Origin of the sequence: Pseudomonas sp. PAMC 25886 (assembly GCF_000242655.1) — a bacterium.
Taxonomy (GTDB): Bacteria; Pseudomonadota; Gammaproteobacteria; order Pseudomonadales; family Pseudomonadaceae; genus Aquipseudomonas.
Genome location: NZ_AHHC01000058.1, coordinates 129,667 through 147,534, shown reverse-complemented (window position 1 = coordinate 147,534; position 17,868 = coordinate 129,667). Strand labels below are relative to the sequence as shown.

19 protein-coding genes are annotated in these 17,868 nt (G+C 62.9%); 13 read left to right on the top strand and 6 right to left on the bottom strand.

The annotated features are described in order from the left end of the window. Positions 1-9: 9 nt before the first annotated feature. The 5 genes from MUM_RS0120305 to MUM_RS0120285 are packed head-to-tail and all read left to right on the top strand — an operon-like array spanning position 10 to position 4,827. Positions 10-1,713, top strand: a complete 1,704-nt coding sequence (locus MUM_RS0120305; RefSeq protein WP_010173412.1) for a putative porin — start codon at positions 10-12, stop codon at positions 1,711-1,713. A 17-nt stretch (positions 1,714-1,730) separates the two neighbouring features. Continuing rightward, positions 1,731-2,357, top strand: coding sequence for a hypothetical protein (locus MUM_RS0120300; RefSeq protein WP_010173410.1), 627 nt, complete (start codon positions 1,731-1,733; stop codon positions 2,355-2,357). A gap of 20 nt (positions 2,358-2,377) precedes the next feature. Further along, positions 2,378-2,866 carry a YbjN domain-containing protein gene (locus tag MUM_RS0120295; RefSeq protein ID WP_010173408.1) on the top strand — a complete coding sequence of 163 codons (489 nt, stop codon included), beginning with the start codon at positions 2,378-2,380 and terminating at the stop codon, positions 2,864-2,866. Then, positions 2,863-3,798, top strand: coding sequence for a peptidylprolyl isomerase (locus MUM_RS0120290; protein WP_010173406.1), 936 nt, complete (start codon positions 2,863-2,865; stop codon positions 3,796-3,798). The genes MUM_RS0120295 and MUM_RS0120290 overlap by 4 nt, the downstream gene beginning before the upstream one ends. A 51-nt stretch (positions 3,799-3,849) precedes the next feature. After that, positions 3,850-4,827 carry a LysR family transcriptional regulator gene (locus MUM_RS0120285; protein ID WP_010173403.1) on the top strand — a complete coding sequence of 326 codons (978 nt, stop codon included), beginning with the start codon at positions 3,850-3,852 and terminating at the stop codon, positions 4,825-4,827. Positions 4,828-5,657: 830 nt separating this feature from the next. Here MUM_RS0120285 and MUM_RS0120280 read toward each other — a convergent pair. From MUM_RS0120280 to MUM_RS0120270, 3 genes are all read right to left on the bottom strand, one after another. After that, positions 5,658-6,491 carry an alpha/beta fold hydrolase gene (locus MUM_RS0120280; RefSeq protein WP_050543215.1) on the bottom strand — a complete coding sequence of 278 codons (834 nt, stop codon included), beginning with the start codon at positions 6,489-6,491 and terminating at the stop codon, positions 5,658-5,660. A 65-nt stretch (positions 6,492-6,556) separates the two neighbouring features. Continuing rightward, positions 6,557-7,876, bottom strand: coding sequence for a putrescine-ornithine antiporter (gene potE / locus MUM_RS0120275; RefSeq protein WP_010173399.1), 1,320 nt, complete (start codon positions 7,874-7,876; stop codon positions 6,557-6,559). Positions 7,877-7,926: 50 nt separating this feature from the next. Then, positions 7,927-8,823: an AraC family transcriptional regulator gene (locus MUM_RS0120270; protein ID WP_010173398.1), complete on the bottom strand. Its 897-nt coding sequence runs from the start codon at positions 8,821-8,823 to the stop codon at positions 7,927-7,929. A 139-nt stretch (positions 8,824-8,962) separates the two neighbouring features. Between MUM_RS0120270 and MUM_RS0120265 the strand changes: the two genes are divergently transcribed. Together MUM_RS0120265 and MUM_RS0120260 are read left to right on the top strand one after the other, a co-directional pair. After that, entirely contained in the window at positions 8,963-9,706 is a 744-nt protein-coding gene (locus MUM_RS0120265) for an SDR family NAD(P)-dependent oxidoreductase (protein ID WP_010173397.1), read from the top strand. A 16-nt stretch (positions 9,707-9,722) separates the two neighbouring features. Next, the gene (locus MUM_RS0120260) at positions 9,723-10,127 is read left to right on the top strand and encodes a VOC family protein (protein ID WP_010173396.1); all 405 of its coding nucleotides are present in this window, start codon (positions 9,723-9,725) and stop codon (positions 10,125-10,127) included. 22 nt (positions 10,128-10,149) lie between these two features. Here the strand turns inward: MUM_RS0120260 and MUM_RS0120255 are convergent, their stop codons facing one another. Next, positions 10,150-10,581: a hypothetical protein gene (locus tag MUM_RS0120255; protein WP_029616023.1), complete on the bottom strand. Its 432-nt coding sequence runs from the start codon at positions 10,579-10,581 to the stop codon at positions 10,150-10,152. A 148-nt stretch (positions 10,582-10,729) separates the two neighbouring features. Here MUM_RS0120255 and MUM_RS0120250 point away from each other — a divergent pair, with 148 nt between their 5' ends. Further along, a complete protein-coding gene (locus MUM_RS0120250) occupies positions 10,730-11,122 on the top strand; it encodes a RidA family protein (RefSeq protein WP_010173394.1) in 393 nt (130 codons plus the stop codon). On the opposite strand, the gene MUM_RS0120245 is transcribed toward MUM_RS0120250, so the two are convergent. Then, positions 11,123-12,019 carry a LysR family transcriptional regulator gene (locus MUM_RS0120245; RefSeq protein WP_010173393.1) on the bottom strand — a complete coding sequence of 299 codons (897 nt, stop codon included), beginning with the start codon at positions 12,017-12,019 and terminating at the stop codon, positions 11,123-11,125. Between the two features lie 159 nt (positions 12,020-12,178). Between MUM_RS0120245 and MUM_RS0120240 the strand changes: the two genes are divergently transcribed. Further along, a complete protein-coding gene (locus tag MUM_RS0120240; protein WP_010173392.1) occupies positions 12,179-13,192 on the top strand; it encodes an ABC transporter substrate-binding protein in 1,014 nt (337 codons plus the stop codon). 74 nt (positions 13,193-13,266) lie between these two features. Here MUM_RS0120240 and MUM_RS0120235 read toward each other — a convergent pair whose 3' ends face one another. After that, positions 13,267-14,166, bottom strand: coding sequence for a LysR substrate-binding domain-containing protein (locus MUM_RS0120235; RefSeq protein ID WP_010173390.1), 900 nt, complete (start codon positions 14,164-14,166; stop codon positions 13,267-13,269). Positions 14,167-14,338: 172 nt separating this feature from the next. Here MUM_RS0120235 and MUM_RS0120230 point away from each other — a divergent pair, with 172 nt between their 5' ends. The 4 genes from MUM_RS0120230 to MUM_RS0120215 are packed head-to-tail and all read left to right on the top strand — an operon-like array spanning position 14,339 to position 17,847. Beyond that, on the top strand, positions 14,339-15,286 hold the full coding sequence (locus MUM_RS0120230) for a branched-chain amino acid ABC transporter permease (RefSeq protein ID WP_010173388.1): 948 nt from the start codon (positions 14,339-14,341) through the stop codon (positions 15,284-15,286). Beyond that, positions 15,283-16,368: an ABC transporter permease subunit gene (locus MUM_RS0120225; RefSeq protein ID WP_010173386.1), complete on the top strand. Its 1,086-nt coding sequence runs from the start codon at positions 15,283-15,285 to the stop codon at positions 16,366-16,368. The genes MUM_RS0120230 and MUM_RS0120225 overlap by 4 nt, the downstream gene beginning before the upstream one ends. Further along, positions 16,365-17,138: an ABC transporter ATP-binding protein gene (locus MUM_RS0120220; protein WP_010173384.1), complete on the top strand. Its 774-nt coding sequence runs from the start codon at positions 16,365-16,367 to the stop codon at positions 17,136-17,138. The genes MUM_RS0120225 and MUM_RS0120220 overlap by 4 nt, the downstream gene beginning before the upstream one ends. Next, positions 17,131-17,847 (top strand): ABC transporter ATP-binding protein, encoded by a 717-nt coding sequence (locus MUM_RS0120215; RefSeq protein ID WP_010173381.1) that lies wholly within the window; start codon positions 17,131-17,133, stop codon positions 17,845-17,847. Before MUM_RS0120220 ends, MUM_RS0120215 begins: the two co-directional genes overlap by 8 nt. The last annotated feature ends 21 nt before the right edge of the window (positions 17,848-17,868 follow it).

The window sequence follows — 17,868 nt, the reverse complement described above, 5'->3', positions numbered from 1 at the left end:
TGTGTGCAGATGATTTCCCACGTGAATCGATTGACCCTGGCGGTCGGCATGGTCGTTGCGACCCTGGTCGGCCAGGCGACGGCAGCCACTGCCGCACCTTCGGAAAACGCCACGGTCAACCTGATCCGCCTGCTGGTGCAGCAAGGTGTGCTCAAGCAGGAACAGGCCGACGGGTTGATCGCCCAGGCCGAGAAAGAAGCCCAGCAAGCCCGCCAGGCCAACGCGGCCACAGCGGTGGCGGCGACCGGCCCGGCAGCCGCCCCTGGTGATGTGCGGGTGCAATACGTGCCGGCAGCGGTGCGCGATCAGATTCGCGACCAGGTCAAGGCCGAGGTCATGGCCACCGCCAAACAGGAAAACTGGGCCCAGCCCAACACCTTTCCGGACTGGGTCTCGCGCATCAGCTTCGACGGCGACATTCGCCTGCGGGATGAGTCGCGCTACTTCTCGGGCAACAACAGCAATGAAATCGTCGATTACGCCAAGCTCAACCAAAGCGGGCCCTACGACGTCAACAAGAACACCAATACCCAATTGCCGCCGTTGCTCAACACCCGCGAGGACCGAGAAAACCTGTTCCGCCTGCGCGCGCGCCTGGGCATGAAGGCTGTGATCTCGCCCGACTGGACCGCCGGCATCCGCCTGGGCACCGGCAACGACAACAACCCGGTGTCCACCACTCAGACGCTGGGCGGCGGCTTTGGCAAGAAAGACATCTGGCTCGACCAGGGCTACCTCACCTGGAAGACCACCGACTACATGACCCTGACGGCGGGGCGCTTCGCCAACCCGTTCTACTCCACCGACATGATGTATTCCGGCGACCTCAATTTCGACGGCGTGGCGGCGATCTTCAACCACAAACTCAACAGCGACTGGGGCCTGTTCGGCACCCTCGGTGCATTCCCGGTGGAGTACAGCCCCGACACGGCCACCACCAACGGTTTCGACAAGGACGAGAGCGAAAACAAATGGATGTTCGGCGGGCAGATCGGCGCCGACTGGAAGATCAACCGCAGCAACAGCCTGAAAGGCTCGATGGCCTACTACCACTTTGGCGACATCCAGGGCGAACGCTCCAGCCCTTGCTCGCCGTGGTCCGGCCAGCCGGCCTGTGACACCGACGGCACACGCCTGGCGTTTATGCAAAAGGGCAACAGCGTGTTCCTGCTGCGTGACATCGCCCCCAACCCGGCAACGCCCGGCCTGACCCCGCAACCGCAATTCGTCGGCCTGGCCTCCAAGTTCAACGTGCTGGACCTCAACCTGGCGTGGGACAGCGAACTGCCGGAAGACCTCAAGCTGCGCAGCCAGACCAACTTCATCCACAACCTGGCCTACGACAAGGGCGAGATGCTCAAGCGCAGCGAAGGCCAGATCGTCAACAACATCAACAGCGATGGCCAGTTTGAAAGTGGCGGCAACGCGTTGCTCGTGCAGTTCACCCTCGGCAGTGCGCTGGAGATGCGCAGGAAGGGCGACTGGAACGTGCTGGCGGGCTACAAGTACATCCAGCCGGACGCCTTGCCGGACGGCTTCAACGACTCCTCCTTCCACCTCGGCGGCACCAACGCCAAAGGCTATTTCATCGGCGCCAATTACGGCCTCGACAAGAACATCTATGCCAGCGCCCGTTGGCTCAGCGCCTCCGAAGTGTATGGCGCGCCGTTTGAAGTGGATGTCATGCAACTGGAACTCAACACGCGCTTCTGATGCGCCGGAGAAAGCTCATGAACACGCGAATTTGCGGCCTGCTGTTGCTGCTGATTACCACCGGCGCTTCGGCTGAAGGCATGGAAGAGCGCCTGCGCACCCAGCTGCGCAGCACCACCCAGCAGTTGCAGGCGCTGCAAAGCGAACAGGCCCAGGCCAGTGCCGCGCGCATCGCTGCCGAAACCCAGGCCAAACAGGCCCAGGCGCAGATCAAGCAACTGACCGCCGAGCTGGAAAAGACCCGTGGCGTGGCCGAGCAACTGGTGGGCCAGCAACAGAACCTGCACAGCCAGGCCCAGGCTCAGGTGGCGGCCAGCAACGAGCAAGTCGGCAAGTTCAAGAAGGCCTACGAAGACCTGCTGGTGATCGCCCGTGGCAAAGAGACCGAGCGCGCACGTTTGCAGGCGCAACTCACGGAACGTGACACACAAGTGCAGCAATGTTCAGTCAAGAATCAACAGATGTACGGCGTGGCCCAGCAGTTGCTGACGGCCTACGAAAAAATCGACGTGGCCGACGTGATGAGCATCCGCCAACCGTTCGCCAGCAGCACCCGGGTCAAGTTCGAGGAACTCGCCCAGGGTTTTGGTGATGGTCTTTACCTTAATCGGTTCGATGCTCCACAGACCGTCACTAATCATTGATCAACAAGGAAGAGACCACTATGAACGACGTACAACTGATCACCAGCGTTACCCCGCAGGCCTTGACCGAGCTGCTGCAGGAAGCCGGCTACCGGGTCAACCAGACCGAGCAGAACGGCATCGTGCAATTGCTCAGCGCCAGCCAGGGCATCGGCTTTGCCGTGCGCTTTGGCAACCCGGCGGTGGAGCAGGGCAGCTATGTGGATTTCACTTACAGCTGCGCGCTGCGGGTGCAGGGCGAATTGCCGGACGGCCTGGCGCAAGTGTGGAACGCCTCCCGCCGCTTTGCGCGGCTGTCGTTGCAGGGTGAATTCCTGCTGATGGAGATGGATGTGGTGGCGGCCGGCGTGGGTACCCCGTACCTGCGCAACCAGCTGGAATTGTGGGACCGCCTGCTGCAGGAATTTATCGTCTACCTGCGTGAATACAGCCAGCAAGCGGCCCAGCTTCAGGCCCAGGCCGCAGCCGCGCCGGCTGTCGACGCGCGCGAAGAGGCGCCTGCCCTGTGAAGAAACCAACCCTTGTGGTCGGCGCCGGCGCCCTGGTGGTGCTGGCGGTCGCGGTGGGGTTGAGCCTGCGACCGGGCAGTGACCCGGTCGCAGCCCAGCAGCCGGCGCCGGTGGCCGTGAAAGACGGGCCGGCAGTGGCTCGCCTGGGCAACCAGCAGATCGACCTGCTTGAACTCAAGACGGTGCTGGCGGCGCTGCCGGTGGAAACCCGCGAGCAATTGCGCGGCAACCGTGGCGCCCTGGAAACCTGGCTGCGTTCGCGCCTGGCGCAAAAGGCCGTGCTTGAACAGGCCGACGCCCAGGGCTGGCGCCAGCGCCCGGAAGTAGAGCAGCAGACCCGTGCCGCCACCGAGCAGATCGTGTTTCGCGACTACATGCTGTCGGTCAGCCAGGTACCGGCCGACTACCCCAGCGCGGCCGAGTTGCAGCAAGCCTATGACAGCGGCAAGGCGCAGTGGGTGACGCCGCCGTTGTACCGGGTGAGCCAGATCTTCCTCGCCGCCAGCGACCCGCAAACCCTCGACACCGTACGCCGCCAGGCGCAGGAATTGAGCCGCCGGGCCCAGGCTGCGCCGGGTGAGTTTGCGGCGTTGGCCAGCCAATACTCCCAGGACCCCGACAGTGCCAAACGCGGTGGTGATTCGGGGATGCAACCGTTGCAGCAACTGGTGCCCGAGATGCGTGGCGTGGTGGCGCGGCTCAAGACCGGCGCGGTGTCGGAGCCGGTGCAGAGTGCGGCGGGGTTCCACGTGCTCAAACTCACCGGGCAACAACCGGCGCGCACCGCGACGCTGGATGTATTGCGTGAGCGCCTGACCGAGGCCCTGCGTGCCCAGCGTCAGGAGCAAATTGCCAAGGCCTACCTCGAAGGCATGCTTAACACCGCCACCTTGAGTATCGATGGCGCCGAGCTGAACAAGGTGCTGGAGTAAAAACGTCTCACCGCATTGGATGCACAGTACCCACAAGACAGGGAGTCTCCCATGGTATTTCTTGACCCGGTTGTACCCCACGGCACCACGCCTTATCGCGGGCTGACGGAGTCCCGCGAGGCCTGGCTGGCGCTGGCCGCCACCATCGAGCCCGAGGTGGCGCAGTACTTCCTGATCAGCGCACGTTGTGGCTGTTTCATGCAGGCCGCCCGCAGCCTCAACATCAAGGCCACACAGTTGCGCAAGCGCCTGGCTCAACTGGAAGAGCAACTGCGCCGCTCGCTGTTCAGCTATCAGGGCAATGTCCTGGCCCTCAGTCGTGAAGGGCAGCAGTTGCAGGCGCAGCTGATTGCCCTGGCCCATGAACGACGCCTGCCGGTGCTGGAGCAACCGCTGATTCGGCTGGCGGTGGCCGAGTCGATCCTGCATGACATTTTGGGACGCGACCTGATTGCCCTGTTGCGGCGTAATGCGAGTGTGCGGCTGGAGATCATTTCCATCGACAGTGATTTGGCGTTGCAGGCACTGGAGGCCGATGTGGTGGTGTGGTTGTCGGGGATGGAGTCGCCGGGGGCCGGGCCGAGCTTTGCCATTAGTGCGCCCGAGGTGTTGGCGCGGTTGGATTATTCGCCGCACATTGCCAAGCGTTATTCACGGTTGGCGGTGCGGCCGGACAGTATCGAGGACCTGGCGGATTACATGCTGGTGCAGTGGCAGCCGGACCGGCAGGTGGAGGCGTTGCGGCCCTGGAACAGCCTGGTGGAGCAGCGGTTGGCGGGGGTGGTGCAGGTGCAGGCTTATCCGTTGATGCTGGAGATGATTCGGTGCAGTGCGTGTATTGGGTTGTTGCCGCGGTATATGGGGTGTTTTGATCGTGGGTTGACGGCGTTGGATGGGGTGTTTTTGGAGGGGATGCAGCGGCAGGTGTGGATGGGGGTGAATGCTGAGGTGCGGCATCCGCAGGAGGTGGGGTGGGTGGTGGAGATGATTCGGAATACGTTTCGGGAGAGGGGGGAGTGGTTTGATTGATTGTGTACATATCCATTTTTTCGGTAATGGCCACCTATGGTTTCGCTCTTACAGCGAGTCACTTTGGAAAAGCCCCAAAGTAACCAAAGGGCTCTGCCCCGCCTGTCGGCACCTCGCCTAGGCTCGGTGTTCCCTCACTCCGGCATTGCTCCGCGGGCCGCCGCGACGGGGCGTCCCTGCCCCGTCGCGGCTAAACCGGCGTCCTGCCGGTTTACCCGCTCCTCAATCCCTGCGTTCGGCCTCGGGCTTATTGGGGCAGTCAGAGCCAGATCAAGATCAAAAGCAAGAGCACAGCGGCCTACAGGCCGGCTTGAGTGGTAGAAGCCAGAGCAAAATCCAAAGCGAAAGCCAAATCTGAAACTGATGCGGCTCTGCTTTTCTGTGGGAGCTGGCTTGCCTGCGATGCAGACACCTCGGTTTTTCAGATGCACCCAGTTGATGCCATCGCAGGCAAGCCAGCTCCTACAGGGGGACTGTGCCCGCTTTAGATTTTGATTTTGCTCCACACCACTCAAGCCGGCCGGTAGGCCGCTGTGCTGTTGATCTGCTTTTGATCTTGATCTTAGGCGCCCCGTTAAACCACGCTGGCCGAACGCAGGTAGTACGGAGCGGGTAAACCGGCAGGACGCCGGTTTAGCCGCGACGGGGCAGGGACGCCCCGTCGCGGCGGCCCGCGGAGTAATGCCGGAGTGAGGGCACACCGAGCCTAGGCGAGGTGCCGAGTGGTGGGGCAAGAGCCTTTTGGTTACTTTTGGGCTCCTTTCAAAAGTGACCCGCTGTAAGAGCGGAACCAATAGAGGCCATCACCGAAAAAATGGATATGCCCCCAATCACCGCGCCCTACCCAAAAACCCCTCAATCAACCCATTCACCTCCTCGGGATTCTCCAGCGCCGCGAGATGCGCAGTCCGCGCCATCACCACAAACTCCGCCCCGGGAATCACCTGTGCCATGGCCCGGGTCTCCGCCACGGCAAACGTGCGATCTTCTTCACCCGCCACCACCAGAACCGGCGCACGAATCGCCGCCAGCAACGCCCTCTGATCCGGCCGCTTGGGCACCACACTGTCCACCGCCCAAGCGATCGAATCGACATCGCACACAGCCAATGCCTGATGAATCCGGGCGATCGCCTCTGGCCGTTCCCGCTCGGTAGTCGGCCCCACAAACGCACGGGTCGCAGTCCCCACCATCCCCAGCCGAAACCCACCCAACAGCCGAATCACCACCGCCAGCAGCGGAAACTCCAGCCGATGCCGCAACCCCGCCGGCGACGCCGTACAGTTCATCAACACCGCCGCCTCGACCCGCGCCGGGTACATCGCCGCAAACGTCCCGCCAATCATCCCACCCCACGAATTCCCCACGAAGGTACAGCGCTCAATCCCCAACCCATCCAACACCTCACTCACACACTGCGCACACTCGGCAAAGGTAAACGCGCGGCTCAGCGCCTCACTGTCACCATGCCCCGGCGGGTTGATCAGCACCACCCGATAGCGCGGGCTGAAATACCGCGCCTGGGCCATCCACATGCGCGCATCCATCAGCAGGCTGGACCAGAACACCATCGCCGGGCCCTCGCCGACACTGCGCACGCGCACGCGGCCGAGGCAGGCGGGAATGTCCTGCACCTGAAGATCGTGATATTCAAGCAGCGCCATGACGGCCTCGCGCACAAGGGAGATGAACGCCTTAGCCTATACCTGCCAGGCTGCAGGCGGCGTTATCAGCCCATATCAGCCGCGGTGATAAATCGACGGGCCAGAAACCCATACAGCAGATAACCAAACGCCAACACCAACGTTGCGCCAAACACGGCTTCTTCACCACAGGCATAAATCGCATACAGCGAGTACCCCACGGCGATCAGCAGCACCGTGGTATTGCGCGCATAAACCGCCGCTGTCACCCGTGCCTTGTGCATTATCACCAGCAGCCCGGTGAGTGCCGTGACGTAGGGGATCAGATTGGTCACCACCGCCAGGTTCACCAGCTTGCTGAACTGGGCGCTGGCGGTGGGTGATATGGTCGACAAGGCAATCAGGCTCTGCAATGCCGCACAGGCAACCATTCCCACTACCGGCGCATGGGCGCGGGTAACCCGGCTGAAGAAGCGCGGAAACAGGCGTTGGTCTGCCGACATCTTGGCCGTTTGCGCCAGGGTGAATTGCCAGCCCAGCAGCGAACCGATGCATGCCACCACCGCGAGGGCCATGATGATGTCACCCACCAGCGGCGTGAAGATCTGCGCGTACACCAGGGCAAACGGCGCTGAAGACTCGGCCAGTTCGGCGTTGGGCACGATGCCCTGGATCACGCTGGTGGACAGCACATACACCAGTGCCGCACCGAGGGTGCCCAGCAGGCAGGCGAGGGGCACGGTGCGCTTGGGGTCTTCCACGGCGTCATAGCCCTGGGCGGCGGACTCCATGCCAAGGAATGCCCAGAGCGTCAGCGGGATGCTCGCGCCAATGGCGTCCCACAGTTGCAGTTGGTTGGGGTTCCAGGCGTCGCTGAACACCTCGGCCTTGAAATAGAACCAGCCGATCACACTCAGCCCCGCCACGGGAATGATCACGCCCCACACCGTGATCACGCCGATCCGGCCGGTCAGGCGCGGGCCGCCGAAGTTGGCCACGGTGGTCAGCCAGATCAGCCCCAGGGTGCCGATAAACAACGGGATCGGCCCGCTGCCCAGCCACGGGATAAAGGACGACAGGTAGCCCACCGCCGAAATTGCAATCGCCACATTGGCGATGATCAGCGACAGGAAGTACAGAAACGAACAGAGGAAGAACCCCGACTTGCCGTGGGCCTCTTCGGTGTAGGCCGACATGCCGCCCGTGCGTGTACAGAAGAGGCCGCATTGGGCGAAGCAATACGCGATCGCCATCGAGCCCACGGCGGTGATCACCCACGACAGCAACGAAATCGCGCCCAATTGCGCCATGCTGGAAGGCAGCATGATGATGCCCGAGCCCATCATATTGATCGCCACCAGGGTGGTCAGGCCCATCAGGCTCATCTTCTTGCTTGGCTCGGCCATCGGCAACTCCTTGTCGTGGGGGCGTGCGATGGCAGGCTAGCACGTTGTGCTCACTTCGCCTTCGGGCCCCGGTTTTCTCCCAGGATCCGCGCGGCATCCCGCGCCGGTGGCAGGCCGAATACCCGGGCGTAATCGCGGCTGAACTGGGTCGGGCTTTCATAGCCGACTTCAAAGGCGGCGCGGGTGACGTTTTTGGCGCTGGCCACCATCAGGGTGCGGGCCTGCAGCAAGCGCACGCGCTTCTGGTACTGCAATGGGCTCAGGTTGGTGACGGCCTTGAAGTGCCGGTGAAAGGCCGACACGCTCATCGCGGCTTTCTGCGCCAGGGCTTCCACCCGGATCGGCTCGGCGAAGTCCCGGCGGATCCACTGGATGGCCTGGCTCACCCGGGCCATGGCCGTGTCGGGCGCTGCTATTTCCCGCAGCATCCAGCCGTGGGGCCCTTGCAGCACGCGATAGAGAATCTCGCGTTCATACACCGGCGCGAGGGCGGTTATGGCCTCAGGGTTACCCATTAGCCGCAGCAGGCGCAGCCAGGCATCCATCAGTTCAGGGGTTACGGCGGCCACTGAAAATCCCGCCTCCCGGTCGTAGCGTCCGGCAGGTTTGGGCAAGTCGCCGAGCAGCGTCGCAAGTACCGTCGGGTCCAGTGTCAGGCTGACCGCCAGGTACGGTTCACCGGAGGCCGCAGGGTGCACAGTGCCCACGGCGGGCAGCTCGATGGACATCACAAAATACGTCGCCGGGTCATAGCGCAGTGTGCGATCACCCACGGTCATGGATTTGCTGCCCTGCAGGATCAGGTTGATCATCGGCTCATACACGGCAGCCAGCATGTGCTCGGGAATCGCGCCCTGAACCATGGCCACGCGCAGGATCCCCGTTTCAGTGCGGCGGTTTTCGGCCTTGGCGGCCAGGGTGCGCAGTTCGATCAGTTGTGTGTTCATGCCGGGCATGCTGAGCGTCCGGGTGTGTCTTGTGCAAGCGAAAAGCAGAAACAGGCAGGTTTCGAGCACGAACGGCTGCGTCGGCGCAGGCGTACACGCCTACTGTGGTCACTCCTTTGAACAAGCAGTGGAGCCACACATGGGCGTTATCCTCATCACCGGCGGCAGCCGTGGCATTGGTGCCAGCACTGCAGAGTTGTGTGCCCGTAAAGGCATGGGTGTGATCCTGACCTACAACAGTCATCCGGAAGCCGCCCAGGCGGTGGTGCAGCGGATCGAGTCGGCGGGCGGCCAGGCCGTCGCGCTGCCGTTGGACGTGGCTGACGTCAGTTCCTTCAAGGGTTTTGGCGAGGCGGTAAAACAGGCGCTGTCGGCAGCCTTTGGTGAGAGCGGCTTGAGTGGCCTGGTGAACAACGCAGGTTTCGGCCTGTTCAATCCCCTGGAATCGGTCACCGAGGCGCAGTTCGACGGTCTGCTGAATGTGCACCTCAAAGGCCCGTTTTTCCTGACTCAAGCCTTGCTGCCGTTGCTGCAGGCACACGCCTGCATCGTCAACCTGACCAGCGCGACCACCCGCGTGGCTACCGCCGGCGTCGCGCCTTACGCCGCCTTCAAGGGTGCGCTGGATGTGCTCACCCGCTACATGGCCAAGGAGTTTGGCGAGCGGCAGATTCGCGCGAATGCCGTCTCTCCGGGAGCCATTCGCACCGAGTTGGGCGGCGGGCTCAATGATGAGTTCGAAGCGCTGCTGGCTTCACAAACCGCTCTCGGCCGAGTGGGCGAACCTGAGGATGTGGCACGTGTGATCGCCCTGTTGCTCTCGGAAGAAGGCCGCTGGATCAATGCCCAGACGATCGAGGTCGCGGGCGGTTACATCATCTGAAGAGCGAGGCTACAGCATGCTGGATCATATCTTTTTGTCGGTCAGCGACATTCAACGCGCCATCGATTTCTACCAGGCCGTACTGACGCCGCTGGGCATCACCACGCGCCACGACTACGCCGGCAAGGACGGCCCGCCGGGCCATCCGGACCTCAAGGGTTTCGGCGCCAACGGACGCATATTTTTCTGGTTGCGCGAGGGCGTGGTTGAGGGCAGGGCGGTGCACGTGGGTTTCGTCGCCAGCAGCCGCGCCGAGGTCGATGCGGCCTACCAGGCGGCGATGAGTGCTGGCGCCGTCGACAACGGCGCCCCGGGCGCGCGTTTGCACTACGACCCGAACTACTACGCCGCCAATGTGCTGGACCCGGACGGCTACAGCCTGGAATTCGTCTACAAGAACTGGCAGCACGCCCAGTCGTAGCAACTGTCGGAGAGGGAGGCGATCAGCCCGCGGCCTGCGGCTGCATCCGCCACTCACCGTCCACATCCTTGACCAACCCACTGGCCACAAACAGCGGCGCCAGGCGTTTGTGCAACTGCGGCTCGACAAACTCTTTCACGGTGTCCAGGGCCAGCGCGCCGCTCAGCGGCAGCTCGGCCTTGGTGTAGGACAGCCAGGCCTTTTTCAACATCATCAGCACGTCGCTGCCGGCGGTGGAGGCGAAGCGGCGGTGGACTTTCCTGCCGTCGAAATCGAAGGTGTGCTGGAACTCGTAACCCGCCTCGTTGCCTTCGCTGGCGACGCAGCGGATGCAGGTGCAGGGGCCATCGCCGAAAGCGCTGCGCAGGTAGGTGTTGAAGTCCACCACGGGCTTGAGTGACAGGCGCTTGTCCACCTCGAACAGGTCGCCGGTCATTTTTTCGTCAGTGTTCAAGGTCCATTTCCTCGCAGCGGTTTTTTCAAGGGCGGCACGATACCAGCCGAAGGGCATGGGCGGGTAGTTTTTGGTCGCTTCAGTGGGGACGTCCATTCGCCAATGCCCTTGTTAGAGTTTCCTTAAATCACCCCCAGAGGAAACCGGCATGAGCAGCACACCCACGATCTACAACCACGGCGTTTCATGGGAAGAGGGCAACAGCGTCAGCCAGGGCTACCGCGTCAACGGCACGATCTATATTGCCGGGCAGTTTTCTCACACCCTCGACGGCGAATTCGTTGACGGTGATGCGGCCGTCCAGACACGCCAGGCCCTGGAGAATCTTGATCACGTGTTGGCAGGCTTTGGCGTCAGCCGGTCGAACATTGCGGCGGTGGATTTCTTCCTGGTGCACGCCAAGCGCGACTTTGAGGCGGTGGTCAAGGTGTGGAAGGAATACATCGGCGACCATCGCCCGGCGGCGTCCCTGGTCGGCGTGAATTACCTGGCGTCGGACGCGCAGATCGTCGAGATCAAGGTGATTGCCCACGCGGACTGATCAGCCTGCCAGTTCATCCACCATCAGGTCGATAAAGCGCCGTACCCGGGGTTCCAGGAAGCGTTTGCTCGGGTACATCGCCAGAATCTCCACGTCTCCCGCGTCCAGGTTGGGCAACACGGGCACCAGGCGCCCGGCGGCCAGGTCCTCGGCCACCAAGAAATCCGGCAGCAAGGCGATGCCCAGCCCGGACACGGCGGCGTCACGCAGCGCTTCGCCGCTGTCCAGGCGCAGCCGGCTGCGCCCGTAAGCCTTGACCCAGGTGCCGTCCGCTTCGCGAAAACGCCAGCTTTGTTTGCGTGTACGGCTGCTGAAGTACAGGCAGTCGTGGTGGGCGAGGGCGTCCATGTCTCGTGGCGTGCCGTGCTCGGCGAGATAGCCCGGCGCGGCGCAGAGCAGCGCCTGATAACGGGCGACCACGCGGGAAACCAGCTGGCGGTCGGTGTTCGCGCTGCCGATGCGGATGGCCAGGTCGAAACCGTCCTCGACGATATCGGCGGTGCGGTCGCTGAAGCTGACTTCCACCTGCACCTCGGGCCACGCCTGCAGGTACTTTTTCAACAATGGCAGCAGCACCTTGCGCCCGAAGGCGTCCGGCACGGTGAGCCGCAGCAACCCGCGTGGTACGCCGGTGGGCTGGCCGATACGGCTTTGGGCGTTGTCCACCGCCGCGAGGATCTCCAACCCCTGGTCATACAACGCGCGGCCCTCATCGGTGAGGCTCAAGGTGCGGGTGGTGCGGTTCAGCAGGCGCACGCCCAGGCTGTCTTCCAGGCGCGCCACGGCCTTGCCGGCGGCCGAGCGCGTCAGGCCCATCGCCTGGCCGCCGGCGACGAAGCTGGCGCCATCGACCACCGCCATGAAAATCAGCATCTCGTTGAGGTTGGTGCGCAGCATGCGAGGCGTCTCCGGATCACATCATCAGGAACAGGCGCGCAATATAGCAGCGCCGGCGGGGAGTGTTTTTCGTATATCCATAGATCCCGATGTTCTTTTTCCATGTGGCCTTTCGTCGCTACGCTCGCAGCCCTTCTCATTAACGCGGCAGACCCCCTCATGACCGTCAAGCGTTCCTCATTGACCCTGCTGGCTGCTGCCCTGGCGGCGACCGGCGTGTTACTCAGCCCGGGCGCCCAGGCCGAAGGCAAGATCAGCATTGCCCAGCAATTCGGCATCGGCTACTTGATCCTCGACGTGGTTCGCGACCAGCACCTGATCGAGAAACACGGCAAGGAGCAGGGCCTGGACATCAAGGTGGAGTGGAACAGCATTTCCGGCGCCACGGCGATGAACGAGTCGTTGCTGGCCGGTGCGCTGGATGTGGTGTCGGCGGGTGTGCCGCCCATGCTCACGCTGTGGGACCGCACCAAGGGCAAGCAGAACGTCAAGGCCATCGCCTCGCTGGGGTCGATGCCCAACTATTTGCTGACCAATAACCCGGACGTCAAGACCCTCAAGGACTTCAGCGAAAAAGACCGCATCGCCGTACCGGCCGCGGGTGTGGGTTTCCAGTCGCGCACCTTGCAGATTGAAACCGCCAAGCAATTCGGAAACGACAACTACAAGAAGTTCGATGACATCTCCATCAGCCTGGCTCACCCGGACGCCACTGCGGCGCTGATTGCCGGCGGCTCGGAGATCAACGCGCACTTTTCCAGCCCGCCGTTCCAGTACCAGGAGCTGTTGAATCCCAAGGTGCACAAGGTGCTGAGTTCCTACGACATTCTCGGTGGCCCGGCCACGTTCAACGTGCTGTACACCACCGAGAAATTCCACGACGAAAACCCCAAAACCTACAAGGCGTTCTATGACGCGTTGGCCGAGGCCGAGAAAATCATCAAGGCCGACAAGCCGGCAGCGGCCCAGGCTTACATTCGTGTAGAGCAGTCGAAGCTACCGCTGGCGCTGGTGGAGAAGATCGTCCAGGACCCGGAAATCGACTTCACCATCGTGCCCCAGCGTACGTACATCTATGCCGAGAAACTGCAGGAGTTGGGCGTGCTGAAAAACAAGGCGGGGAGCTGGAAGGATTACTTCTTTGAAGAGGCGCATGGCGGTGACGGGAGCTGACACCGTCTCGAATTGAAATGAGTACAAAATGTGGGAGCTGGCAAGCCCGCTCCCACATTGGATCTGCGGTGTTTTCAAGTCCCCGCAAGACTGGTTTTGATCCACTCATACAAGTGATTCCCCTCACTCGACAACTCGCTGTTGGCCCGCCGGCACAGGTAGTACTGGCGGCCATCGTCGACCTGTAGATCAAACAGTTTCACCAATTCCCCGTTCGCCACATGCGGCGCCACCAGTGGCTCGCGCAGCAGTGAGCAGCCCAGCCCGGTCAGCGTCGCCGTCAGCGCCAACTGACCATCCTCCAGCAGCAAACCATTCAGCGCCGTGCCGTGATGCACGTCGGCAGCCTGGAACCATTGGCTCCAGGTGCCGCGCTCTTCGTCGTGCAGCAACGGCAACTCGCTCAGGGCCTCGGGCGTGTCGATCGGGCCGTGTTGCTCCAGGAATGCCCGGCTGCAATAGGGCGTCACCGCCCCGGAGATCAGCGGCTCGCTGTGATACCCCGGCCAGTGCCCGGTGCCAAAGCGGATCGACAGGTCGGCCGCGTCGCTGGGGTAGCTGCGGTGGTTGGCGTAGGTGACGTTGATGTCCAGCGCCGGATGGTCCTTGAGGAACTGCGCCAGGCGCGGGATGAACAGGTTGATGCCGAACAGCGGGATCAGGCTGATGGTGACCTGGCGCGTGGCGCTCTTTTCCCGCACGTGTTCGGTGGCGCTGCGCAGCACGGCAAAGGCCGAGCGAATCGCGCGGTAGTACTCGCGGCCTTCTTCGGTGAGCACCAGGTTGCGGCCCTGGCGCAAGGTCAGCGGTTGCTGCAGGAAGCTTTCCAGCAGGTGCAGTTGATGGCTGACGGCGGAGGGCGACACATCCAGCTCGCGGGCGGCGGAATTCACCCCGCCGTGGCGGGCAAATGCTTCGAAGGTGCGCACGGCACGCAGCGGCGGGTCATTGGCTAACTGTTCTAAATTATTCATGTGTTGAATTAAATACTAAGTGTGATGGCAAATAAAGAGCCATAAATGCCGTATTTATGGCGGTTATAGCGCTCTATACGTTTGGCATAACCATATGAATTTCTGATATTTGATAAAAATAGAATAGATGCTTAGTGTGCCGCCCTCGTAAGTAGTGAGGTCGATGGTGTTCATGGATGCGTTTATCCAGCAACTGCTCAATGGCTTGATGACGGGCAGTCTCTACGCGCTAGTGGCCTTGGGGTACACCATGGTCTACGGCATTTTGCGGATCATCAACTTCGCCCATGGCGACGTCTTGATGATTGGCGCCCTGGTGGGCCTCTCGGTGATTCGCCTGTTGCAGGCGACATGGCCGGCAATGCCGCCGGTGCTGGTGCTGCTGGTGGCCACCGTGATCGCCATGGCGTTCTGCGCGGTCCTCGCGGTGCTGATTGAGCGGGTCGCTTATCGACGCCTGCGCAATGCGCCGCGCCTGGCACCGTTGATCAGCGGCATCGGGGTGTCGTTGTTGCTGCAAACCATCGCGATGCTGGTGTGGACGCGCAACCCGCAGATGTTCCCGCAACTGCTGCCACTGGAGCCGATTGAAGTGCTCGCCGGCGCTTCGGCCCATCCGGCGATCACCAACGCCACCGCCCTGACCACCATTGCCGTCGCACTGTCGGTGATGGTCGCGCTGCTGGTGCTGGTGGAACGCACGCGCTTTGGCCGGGCCATGCGCGCCGTGGCCGAGAACCCGCAAGTGGCGAGCCTGATGGGCATCAACCCGAACCGCATCATCGTGCTGACCTTCGCCATCGGCGGCGCCCTGGCGGCACTGGCCGGGATCATGATGGCGAGCAACTACGGTAGCGCGCATTTCTACATGGGTTTCCTGCCGGGCATCAAAGCCTTTACCGCAGCGGTGCTGGGCGGCATCGGCAACCTCAAGGGCGCGATGCTGGGCGGCCTGCTGCTGGGGCTGATCGAAGCCCTGGGCACCGGTTACCTGGGCGCGGCCACTAACGGTGTGTTCGGCAGCAATTACCAGGATGTGTTTGCCTTTATCGTGTTGATCGCGGTGCTGGTGTTTCGTCCTTCGGGGCTGTTGGGCGAACGACTGGCGACCCGCGCATGACTGTCTTGAACGCTTCCAGCCAGCGTGCCAGTCTCGGCCTTGTGCTGTTTGCCGTGGCGCTGGTGGTGGCGCCGTGGATTGTCGGCCACGCCGGGGGCAACACCTGGGTGCGTACCCTCGACTTTGCCTTGCTGTACATCATGCTGGCCCTGGGCCTGAACATCGTCGTAGGCTACGCCGGCTTGCTGGACATGGGCTTTATCGCGTTCTACGCGGTGGGCGCCTACCTTGCGGCGTTGCTGTCTTCACCGCACCTGCTGCAGCAATTCCCGGCGCTGATGGCGCTGCTGCCGGCGGGCATGCACACCTCGATCTGGTTGATTTTGCCGTTGGCTGCGCTGCTGGCGGCAGGTTTTGGGGTGTTGCTGGGGGCACCGACCTTGCGCCTGCGCGGCGACTACCTGGCCATCGTCACCCTGGGCTTCGGCGAAATCATCCGCATCCTGCTGCGCAATCTCGATCGCCCGGTAAACATCACCAACGGCCCCAAAGGCATTGCCCAGGTCGATCCGGTCAACCTGCTGGGGATCAACCTCGGGCGCACCCAGGAGCTGTTCGGCCTGCGCCTGCCTTCGGTCTATCTGTATTACTACCTGTTCGCCGCGCTGGTGGTGCTGATCCTGTTTGCCTGCGTCCGCCTGGAGCGCTCGCGCATCGGCCGGGCCTGGGTGGCGATCCGCGAGGACGAAGAAGCGGCCCAGGCGATGGGCGTCAACACCTTGCGGCTGAAGTTGCTGGCGTTTGCCATCGGTGCCGGGTTTGGCGGGGTGAGCGGGGCGTTGTTCGCTTCGTTCCAGGGCTTTGTCTCGCCGGAGTCCTTCACCCTCAACGAGTCCATCGCCGTACTGGCGATGGTGGTACTCGGCGGCATGGGCCACATCCCGGGGGTGATTCTCGGCTGCGTATTGCTGGCGGCGTTGCCGGAGGCGTTGCGCGCAAGCATGGGCCCATTGCAGCAGGCGCTGTTTGGCCAGGTGCTGGTGGACCCGGAAATCATTCGTCAGTTGTTTTACGGGCTCGCGCTGATCCTGGCGATGCTCTATCGCCCGGCAGGCCTGTGGCCAAAAGGAGTGGCGCGATGAACCAGCCGTTGTTGCAGATCGACCAGGTGAACAAGCACTTCGGTGGCGTGGCGGCGCTCACCGACGTGAGCCTGAGTATCCAGCCTGGGGAAATCTATGGATTGATCGGCCCGAATGGCGCCGGTAAAACCACCTTCTTTAACGTGATGACCGGCCTCTACACCCCGGATTCCGGGCGCTTCCAGCTCGACGGCCAGGATTACAAGCCGGCCAGCGTGCACCTGGTGGCCCAGGCCGGCATTGCCCGGACCTTCCAGAATATCCGCCTGTTCAACGCCATGAGTGCCCTGGAGAACGTCATGGTCGGCCGCCATGTGCGCACCCGCAATGGCTTATGGGCCGCCTTGAGTCGCCATCGCCGGGCCCGGGAAGAAGAAGCGCAAACCCGCGCCCATGCCCATCGCCTGCTGGCGTATGTGGGGCTGGCGGGGTTCGCCAATTACCGCGCCGACAGCCTGTCTTACGGCCATCAACGCCGCCTGGAAATCGCCCGCGCCCTGGCCACCGAGCCACGCCTGCTCGCCCTCGACGAGCCCGCAGCCGGGATGAACGCCAGCGAGAAAGTGCAGTTGCGCGGCCTGCTGGAAAAGATCCGCGACGACGGCCACACGCTGCTGCTGATCGAGCACGACGTGAAGCTGGTGATGGGCGTTTGTGACCGCATCAGCGTGCTCGATTACGGGCAAGTGATCGCCGTGGGCGCGCCCGCTGAGGTGCGCCGCGACCCGGCCGTGATCCAGGCCTATCTGGGAGCCAGCGCCCATGTCTGAACCGCTATTGAAAGTCGACGGCTTGCAGGTGCGCTACGGCGCCATCGAAGCGGTCAAGTCCCTGGATTTGCACATCGGTGAAGGCGAGCGCGTGACCTTGATCGGCGCCAACGGTGCCGGCAAGACCTCCAGCCTCAAGGCCTTGACCGGATTGCTGCCGGCCGCGGCGGGGCAGATCCGCTTTGCCGGGCGCTCGATCCTCGGCCAGGCGCCGGACCAACTGCTGCGCCAGGGCATTGCGATGGTGCCGGAAGGGCGCGGCATTTTTGCGCGCATGAGCGTGCTGGAAAACCTCCAGGCCGGGGCCTTTTTGCGCCGCGACACCGAACAGGTCAACCGCGAGATCCGCCAGTTGTTCGAGCACTTCCCGCGCCTGGAAGAGCGCCTGCAACAGTCCGCCGGCCTGCTGTCCGGTGGCGAGCAACAAATGCTCGCCCTGGCCCGGGCACTGCTGTCCAAACCGCGCTTGCTGGTGCTGGACGAACCGTCCATGGGCCTGGCGCCGATCATGGTGGAGAAGATCTTCCAGGTGATCGACGACGTGTGCCGCCAGGGCATGACCCTGCTGCTGGTGGAGCAGAACGCCCGGCTCGCGCTGCAGGTCACCGACCGCGCCTATGTGATGGACACCGGGCGCATCAGCCTCAGCGGCCCGTCCCACGAATTGCTCGACCACCCCGAGGTGCGCAGTGCCTACCTCGGTGAATGAATTAACCCTGACGCTACCGGA

Excerpts from the sequence above, each read along its gene's own strand:
- MUM_RS0120285 (WP_010173403.1), top strand. The coding sequence starts at position 3,850 with ATGGTATTTCTTGACCCGGTTGTACCCCACGGCACCACGCCTTATCGC.
- MUM_RS0120260 (WP_010173396.1), top strand. The coding sequence starts at position 9,723 with ATGCTGGATCATATCTTTTTGTCGGTCAGCGACATTCAACGCGCCATC.
- MUM_RS0120220 (WP_010173384.1), top strand. The coding sequence starts at position 16,365 with ATGAACCAGCCGTTGTTGCAGATCGACCAGGTGAACAAGCACTTCGGT.
- MUM_RS0120265 (WP_010173397.1), top strand. The coding sequence starts at position 8,963 with ATGGGCGTTATCCTCATCACCGGCGGCAGCCGTGGCATTGGTGCCAGC.
- MUM_RS0120295 (WP_010173408.1), top strand. The coding sequence starts at position 2,378 with ATGAACGACGTACAACTGATCACCAGCGTTACCCCGCAGGCCTTGACC.
- MUM_RS0120240 (WP_010173392.1), top strand. The coding sequence starts at position 12,179 with ATGACCGTCAAGCGTTCCTCATTGACCCTGCTGGCTGCTGCCCTGGCG.
- MUM_RS0120215 (WP_010173381.1), top strand. The coding sequence starts at position 17,131 with ATGTCTGAACCGCTATTGAAAGTCGACGGCTTGCAGGTGCGCTACGGC.
- MUM_RS0120245 (WP_010173393.1), bottom strand. The coding sequence starts at position 12,019 with ATGCTGCGCACCAACCTCAACGAGATGCTGATTTTCATGGCGGTGGTC.
- potE (WP_010173399.1), bottom strand. The coding sequence starts at position 7,876 with ATGGCCGAGCCAAGCAAGAAGATGAGCCTGATGGGCCTGACCACCCTG.
- MUM_RS0120305 (WP_010173412.1), top strand. The coding sequence starts at position 10 with ATGATTTCCCACGTGAATCGATTGACCCTGGCGGTCGGCATGGTCGTT.
- MUM_RS0120300 (WP_010173410.1), top strand. The coding sequence starts at position 1,731 with ATGAACACGCGAATTTGCGGCCTGCTGTTGCTGCTGATTACCACCGGC.
- MUM_RS0120270 (WP_010173398.1), bottom strand. The coding sequence starts at position 8,823 with ATGAACACACAACTGATCGAACTGCGCACCCTGGCCGCCAAGGCCGAA.
- MUM_RS0120280 (WP_050543215.1), bottom strand. The coding sequence starts at position 6,491 with ATGGCGCTGCTTGAATATCACGATCTTCAGGTGCAGGACATTCCCGCC.
- MUM_RS0120235 (WP_010173390.1), bottom strand. The coding sequence starts at position 14,166 with ATGAATAATTTAGAACAGTTAGCCAATGACCCGCCGCTGCGTGCCGTG.
- MUM_RS0120230 (WP_010173388.1), top strand. The coding sequence starts at position 14,339 with ATGGATGCGTTTATCCAGCAACTGCTCAATGGCTTGATGACGGGCAGT.
- MUM_RS0120225 (WP_010173386.1), top strand. The coding sequence starts at position 15,283 with ATGACTGTCTTGAACGCTTCCAGCCAGCGTGCCAGTCTCGGCCTTGTG.
- MUM_RS0120250 (WP_010173394.1), top strand. The coding sequence starts at position 10,730 with ATGAGCAGCACACCCACGATCTACAACCACGGCGTTTCATGGGAAGAG.